Here is a 6,773-nt window from a genome sequence, read left to right on the forward strand (position 1 = left end):
GCTACACACCGCCAAAACCTGGGCGGCGAATGCGGCTTACGCTTTGGCTGCCGCCACGGGCACTGGAGTGCCCGCAAAGGCGCCGCCGTGCTGTTCCACTACTTCCACGAGGCGGTAGTTGAGGTTTTCTTTCACATCAAGGTATTCGTCGTAGCTCGTGGTTTCCACAAAGTATTGCACGGTCACTTCCTTGCCGGCCGGCACCAAGGCACTAAACTTCATCTGGACCTCCTGCGTCACCAATGGATGGGTTTTCATGGCGGCCACAGCCCCGGCAATGATGGCGTGCAGCTGGGCGCTGGTGGTCTTTTGGTCGAAGATGAGCGTGAAGCCTACGCGGCGCGAAGTGCGGAGCGAGAGGTTATCGAGCGGCTTATCAATCATGCTTTTGTTGGGCACCGTGACGTAGCTTTTCTCGGCCGTGCGCAGACGGGTGCTGCGGAAGCCAATTTTCTCCACCGTACCGCTCACGTCGCCCGCCGTCACGAGGTCGCCCACGCCAAAGGGCTGGTCGAGGAAGATGGTGAACGAGGCAATGAGGTTCTCGAGGCTTTCTTTGGCCGCAAAGGCCACCGCCAGCCCACCAATGCCCAAGCCGCCGATAAGCGCCGTCACATTCACCCCAAACACCTGCCCCAGCGCCACCAGGCCCGCAATGATGATGAAGAGTACCTTCAGCAGGTCTTTGGCAAAGGGCAGGAACTGGTTGTCGAGCCGGGTGGGGCTGGCATCGGTGCGCAGGGCGGCCCGCCGAGCCATCACCAGCAGCGCGAAGTCGACCAGGCGCAGGGCCACCCGCGCCGCCGCCACAATGAACGCCAGCGTCAGCAGGCGCAGCAGCAGCACCTCGTGCCAGGGCAGCACGCCTGCGGGCGCTATGGAGCTGTGCGGGTAGGTGAGCGTGGTACCGGCCAGGAGCAGCGTCACGATGAGCAACAGCGTGGAGAGCGGCTCAATGAGCAAGCCCTGCAGTTCTTCCTCGCTCACGCCGGCCGTGTAGCGCTTGGTCAGCGAAAACAGCAGTTTGCTAAGCAGCCGCGAGAAGATTCGTCGGAACACACTGCCTACCAGCAGAATGAGTAGCGCAATCAGGTATTGACCCAGGGTATTGCCCAGGAATTCGTGACGCAGGAAATCAGGTAACATCATGCAGTGATTCCGACCCAGTGCCGGAATATCAGTTTTTTAATGATTAGTAATCAGTTATTACTAATTGGTAGTTAACAACATACGCTAATTATCAACCACTACTATCATTGCGCCCGAATGGCAATAACCGGGTCGAGGTTGGAAGCCATTACGGCGGGTACGATACCGGCGATAACGCCGATACCCACCGACACCAGCAGGCCCAGCACCACCCGCCCGGCCGTCATGGTGAGCGGCAGGGCGTCCTGCGGCACCAGTGTGATGAGCCAGACCAGCAGGATGCCCGCCCCGCCCCCGATAAGGCACAGGAAAATGGCTTCGAACAGAAACTGGAACAGGATGAAGAAATTTTTCGCCCCCAGCGACTTCTGAATACCGATGATATTGGTGCGCTCACGCACCGACACGAACATGATGTTGGCAATGCCAAAGCCACCCACCAACATCGCAAACGACCCAATTACGGCTCCTACCAAGCCGATAACACCAAATAGCTTGCCCACTGCTGAGGCCACCATTTCGGGTCGGTTCAGGGCGAAGTTGTCTAGTTCGCGGGGCTTCAGGCCGCGGATGTTGCGCACCACGCCGCGCATTTCGTACTCCAAATCGAGCAGGCCGGGGTCTTCGTCGCGGCCCTTTACGGCAATGGTGGCACTGGGCCCGCCCCCGAATCCGGTGGTGCTCAGCGCAAACATCTTGGTGAACATCGTGAACGGAATGATGCAGTTGGCGTCGTTGCTGGAAATGGTGAGCAGTTTTTTACCCTCCTTTTCCATCACCCCAATCACGATGAAGGTTTGTCCCCGGGCTTTGAATTCCTTACCTAGCGCACCGCCGCTGGGAAACAGGTTTTCGGCAATGGTGGCCCCGATGATGGCCACCGGCCGGGCCCCGTCCATCTCCTGCATAGTGAAGTAGCGGCCTTCTTTGATGGGCACGTTACTCACAATGCGAAAGTCGTAGCTCACCCCTTGCAACACACAGTCGGCCACCGAGTTGGAGCCGGCTTTGAGGGTATTGCCGCTATTGGCCGCGAAAATGGCCAGGCCCTTGTTGTTGGGTCCCAGCTGCTTGCGCATCTGCTGGAACTCACGCGGCGTGGGCACGGGCCGGTTGAAGTATTTCCACCACGGATAATCGGGGCCGAACTCCAGCGGCCACTTCTGCACCGAAATAATTTTATCGCCCACAAAGTCCAGGCTGCTGCGAATATTGGCCTCCAGCGAATCGACGACGGTGAACACGGCGATGATGGCGAAGATGCCCACCGTAACGCCCAACAGCGAAAGTACCGTGCGCAACAAGTTGGCTTTGAGGGCATCCCAGGCAAACCGGAAGCTTTCGAGCGTGAGACGAAGGGCTAGCATATAGGGAGGGCGCGCGTGGCAATCAGAATTCCGAGGTCAAAAGACGGAATTCGGCGGGGAAGTTGCGGCGGAATGACTGTCACGAAGTCCAGGACGTTGTGCTGAGCACGACGTCCTGGACTTCACCTGTGCCTTTCAAACCCTAAAAAACGAGTTCTAAAGAAAAAGCCGTACTTTTGCCTTCCCAAATTCTGTATATTCCCCCAAATACTGCCCTATGGCGATGAAATTGCACGAGTTCAAATTTGAACTCCCCGAGGACTTAGTGGCATTGCACCCCGCCCGCAACCGCGACGAAAGTCGCCTGATGGTGGTGCACCGCGCCACCGGCCAGATTGAGCACCGCACCTTCAAAGATATTCTCGATTACTTTGTTGAAGGCGACGTTTTCGTGTTCAACGACACCAAGGTTTTCCCAGCCCGCCTCTACGGCAACAAAGAAAAAACCGGGGCCAAAATTGAAGTATTCCTGCTTCGCGAGCTGAACAAGGAGCTGCGCCTGTGGGACGTGCTGGTGGACCCCGCCCGCAAAATCCGCGTTGGCAACAAGCTGTATTTCGGCGAGTCGGACATGGTGGCCGAGGTTATCGACAACACCACGTCGCGCGGCCGTACCATCAAGTTCCTGTTTGATGGCACTGATGAGGAGTTCCGCAAGGCTCTCTATGAGCTGGGCGAAACCCCTCTGCCCAAGGAAGTTATCAACCGTGAGACCGAGCCGGCCGACAAAGAGCGGTACCAGACCATCTACGCCGAGCATATTGGCGCGGTGGCGGCCCCTTCGGCCGGCCTGCACTTCACCCGCGAAGTGATGAAACGCATGGAAATCAAGGGCATCGAGCCCGCGTACGTGACGCTGCACGTGGGCCTGGGCACTTTCCGCACCGTGGATGTGGAAGACCTGACCAAGCACAAGATGGACTCGGAGAACTTCATCGTGACGGCCGCCGCCTGCGAAGTGGTGAATAAGGGCCTCGACACCAAGAAGCGCGTGTGCGCCGTGGGCACTACCACCGTCCGGGCCATGGAGGCGTCGGTGTCGGCCAATGCCCGTATGAAACCCACCCAGGGCTGGATTGACCGGTTTATCTTCCCGCCGCACGATTTCAAAATCGCCAACTGCATGCTCACCAACTTCCACATGCCGGAGAGCACGCTCATTATGCTGGCGGCGGCCTTTGCCGGCTACCCGCTGCTGATGGAGGCGTACAAAGAGGCCATTAAGGAGAAATACAAGTTCTTCAGCTACGGCGATGCCATGCTGATTCTGTAATTCGAGCGAAAAGCTAGCTTTTTGAGCGCCGCAGTTCCTGAAAAGGGGCTGCGGCGCTCTTTTTTTGTCTGAACTTTGCGGCGATGAAATTTCCCGCTTCGCAAACGCCTCAGCCCCAACCGCCACTGGCACCCGGTGCCCTCGTTCCACGCTTTGCCGTGCTGGTAGCGGGCGGCAGCGGCAGCCGCATGGCCGCCGACCGGCCCAAGCAGTTCCTACTACTGCGCGGCGAGCCCGTGCTGCTCCACACCCTGCGTCGCTTCGCCGACCCGGCCCTGGGCGTGGCCGAAATCATTATGGTGCTGCCCGCCGACCAGCTGGCGACCTGGCAGGGGCTGTGCGCACAGTTCGGCGTGACCATTCCGCACCGGCTGGTGGCGGGCGGGGCCACCCGCTGGGCCTCGGTGAAGGCGGGGCTAGCGGCCTTGGGCGCGCACCCGGCAGGGCTGGTGGCTGTGCACGACGGCGTGCGGCCGCTGGTGTCGCGGCAGGTGGTGGAGCGCACCTACGCGGCGGCGGCCACGCACGCGGCGGCGGCGGCGGCCGTGCTGCCCAAAGACTCGGTGCGGCTGGTGTCGCCGCAGGGCTCGGCGGCCCAGAACCGCAGCCGCCTGCGCCTGATGCAAACGCCGCAGACGTTTGAGATTGACTTGCTGCGCCGGGCCTACGCCATGCCCGAACTGGCCACCTTCACCGATGACGCAACCGTAGTGGACGACCTGTGCCGCGTGCAGCTGGTGGAAGGCGACTACCGCAACCTCAAAATCACGACGCCCGAGGATTTGGTGGTGGCAGAGGCCTTTCTTTCAATGGGTGAATGAGCGAATTGGGGAATGGGGGAATGAGAAATTTGTAGTGTCTTTCTTTGCATTCACTCATCCACCCATTCGCTCATTCATCCATTGGAATACACCAGCCTGCTTTACGACGTGCGGCCCGACGGCGTCGCCACCATTACCCTCAACCGCCCGGAGGTGTTCAATGCCTTCAACGACCCGCTGAGCTACGAGCTGCAGGATGCGCTGAAGCAAGTGGCGCGCGATGCCAGTGTGCGGGCGGTGGTGCTCACGGGTGCAGGCCGGGCCTTTTGCTCGGGTCAGGATTTGAAGGCCAGCCAGACCGGCGAGAAACGCTCGTTCTACGACTCGTTGCACAAGCGCTACAACCCCATTATCCGGGCCATGCGGGCGCTGCCCAAGCCCATCATCGGCCGTATCAACGGCGTGGCGGCGGGGGCTGGCTGCTCGCTGGCACTGGCCTGCGACGCGCTGGTGGCCAGTACCGACGCCTCGCTGATTGAGGTGTTCATCAACATCGGACTGGTGCCGGATTCGGGCTCGTCGTGGTTTCTGCCGCGGCTGGTGGGCACGCTCAAGGCCTTTGAGCTGTGCAGCCTGGGCACCAAGGTACCGGCCGAAGAAGCCCTGCGCCTGGGCCTGGTAAACCAGGTGGTAGCCCCCGAGCAGCTGGACGAGGCCACTTACGCCCTGGCCACGCGCTACGCCTCGGCCCCCACCAAATCCATCGGCCTCATCAAGCAAATGCTGAACAAAGCCGGCGCGGCCACCCTGGACGAAATGCTGGACTACGAGGCCCTCTGCCAGCAGATTGCCGGCGAATCGGAGGATTACGCGGAGGGCGTGCAGGCCTTTGGCGAGAAGCGCAAGCCGGTTTTCAAGGGGCAATAATCCTTCACCAAAAAGACCCGCCCAAACTGGGCGGGTCTTTTTGGTGAGACGTTGAACAACCACGGACTACTTCATAATCAGGAAGCGAGTAGTTCTGGTTTCACCGTCGGTGATTACCCGGTAGAAGTACGTGCCGATGGCCAGGTCGGCACCTTTCAGGATAGCCGAGTAGGTTTGTCCGGCCATTGCCTCACCGTTATACAACGTGGCCACTTTCATGCCGATGGCATTGTATACATCCAGCACAACATAGCCGGTTTTAGCCACTGAGAAGGTGATGGTGGCATCGGAGCTGGTTGGGTTGGGGTACACGTCAGTGAGCAAATTGTTGGTTCCGGCAGAGCCGCTAGCCGCCGACTTACCAGCAGAGGCGATGCGAGCAACTGGGCAGCTACCCGAAGCAGGAGGCGTAGTATCCGAGCAGCCATTGACCAACGGTAGCTGGCCGGTTGAGGCAGGAACCAGCGAGCCGTTGGCTGTCATCGAGAACGTGTAGGTTGCTACAGTTCCGCCGACCGTAGTGGTAGGAACGGTGGCCCCAACTATCGACTTCATGTCATACTTGACAGAAACCACATACGTCTGATTGGCAGCTGCGGTAAATACAATGGTAGCAGTAGTGCCGGTTCTGTCCAGAGTATACGTGACACTGCCAGGCACCGATTGACAGTTACCCGTTGTCAAGCGTACGTTAGAAGTATTCTGAGCACTGAACAGCCTGCTGATGGAGCTTGGTGCAACAGACTGCTGAACGACAATAGTAGTTAAGCCACCACTTGCGGAAGCAGTGTAGCTACCGTAGTAGAAGAATACGCCTGGTATGGCATTCGCTACCGTTGTTTTGCTACCCTGTGTGGCCAAGGCCAAGCACCCTTTCAGCAATTGGGCCGTGCCGCCACTCTGGTAGTTGCAGCAAGTCGTTTGCGTGGGGTAGATGTGCGCGGTGATGCAGTTGTTGGGCGTTACCGTCACCACGTTGCTGTTGTCCGAGCAGACCACGCCGTTGAGCGTGCTCGTGGCCACGCGCCGGAAGTCGGTCGTTGCCGTCACGGCCGGTGCGTCGTAGATGGCCAGCGTGGCCCCGGTGATGTCGGCGAAGACACCGGTGGTGCCCGTCCGGCTCTGCCACTGGTAAGTAACGGCCCCGCCGCCGCTGCCGGCCGTGCCGGTGAACGCAGCCGGGTCAAACGGCGAGCAGCCCGTGGCGCTGCCGGCGATGACGCCCGGCGCAATGGCGTTGGGCGTTACCGTCACCACGTTGCTGTTGTCCGAGCAGACCACGTCGTTGAGCGTGCT

Annotated in this window: 6 protein-coding genes; 3 read left to right on the plus strand and 3 right to left on the minus strand. The window is 59.8% G+C overall.

All coding sequences use genetic code 11. The features are described from left to right. Nucleotides 1–36 precede the first annotated feature (36 nt). Both IEW17_RS07135 and IEW17_RS07140 read right to left on the minus strand, forming a co-directional pair. Nucleotides 37–1,149 carry a mechanosensitive ion channel family protein gene (locus tag IEW17_RS07135; RefSeq protein WP_188561348.1) on the minus strand — a complete coding sequence of 371 codons (1,113 nt, stop codon included), beginning with the start codon at nucleotides 1,147–1,149 and terminating at the stop codon, nucleotides 37–39. 104 nt (nucleotides 1,150–1,253) lie between these two features. Continuing rightward, nucleotides 1,254–2,516 (minus strand): ABC transporter permease, encoded by a 1,263-nt coding sequence (locus tag IEW17_RS07140; protein ID WP_188561349.1) that lies wholly within the window; start codon nucleotides 2,514–2,516, stop codon nucleotides 1,254–1,256. A gap of 223 nt (nucleotides 2,517–2,739) precedes the next feature. On the opposite strand from IEW17_RS07140, the gene queA reads away from it, so the two are divergent. The 3 genes from queA to IEW17_RS07155 all read left to right on the plus strand — a co-directional run bounded on the left by queA (nucleotide 2,740) and on the right by IEW17_RS07155 (nucleotide 5,477). Next, nucleotides 2,740–3,789 carry a tRNA preQ1(34) S-adenosylmethionine ribosyltransferase-isomerase QueA gene (queA, locus tag IEW17_RS07145; RefSeq protein ID WP_188561350.1) on the plus strand — a complete coding sequence of 350 codons (1,050 nt, stop codon included), beginning with the start codon at nucleotides 2,740–2,742 and terminating at the stop codon, nucleotides 3,787–3,789. Between the two features lie 83 nt (nucleotides 3,790–3,872). Beyond that, nucleotides 3,873–4,610, plus strand: a complete 738-nt coding sequence (locus IEW17_RS07150; RefSeq protein WP_188561351.1) for a 2-C-methyl-D-erythritol 4-phosphate cytidylyltransferase — start codon at nucleotides 3,873–3,875, stop codon at nucleotides 4,608–4,610. Nucleotides 4,611–4,691: 81 nt separating this feature from the next. Then, the gene (locus IEW17_RS07155; protein ID WP_188561352.1) at nucleotides 4,692–5,477 is read left to right on the plus strand and encodes an enoyl-CoA hydratase-related protein; all 786 of its coding nucleotides are present in this window, start codon (nucleotides 4,692–4,694) and stop codon (nucleotides 5,475–5,477) included. 66 nt (nucleotides 5,478–5,543) lie between these two features. On the opposite strand, the gene IEW17_RS07160 is transcribed toward IEW17_RS07155, so the two are convergent. Beyond that, a partial coding sequence (locus tag IEW17_RS07160) for a DUF8696 domain-containing protein (RefSeq protein ID WP_188561353.1) occupies nucleotides 5,544–6,773 on the minus strand: 1,230 nt, incomplete at its 5' end.

This window comes from Hymenobacter frigidus (genome assembly GCF_014640435.1).
GTDB lineage: Bacteria > Bacteroidota > Bacteroidia > Cytophagales > Hymenobacteraceae > Hymenobacter > Hymenobacter frigidus.

Bases quoted from the DNA above. Each gene is read 5' to 3' on its own strand.
- queA (WP_188561350.1), top strand. From the start codon at position 2,740: ATGAAATTGCACGAGTTCAAATTTGAACTCCCCGAGGACTTAGTGGCA.
- IEW17_RS07135 (WP_188561348.1), bottom strand. From the start codon at position 1,149: ATGATGTTACCTGATTTCCTGCGTCACGAATTCCTGGGCAATACCCTG.
- IEW17_RS07140 (WP_188561349.1), bottom strand. From the start codon at position 2,516: ATGCTAGCCCTTCGTCTCACGCTCGAAAGCTTCCGGTTTGCCTGGGAT.
- IEW17_RS07150 (WP_188561351.1), top strand. From the start codon at position 3,873: ATGAAATTTCCCGCTTCGCAAACGCCTCAGCCCCAACCGCCACTGGCA.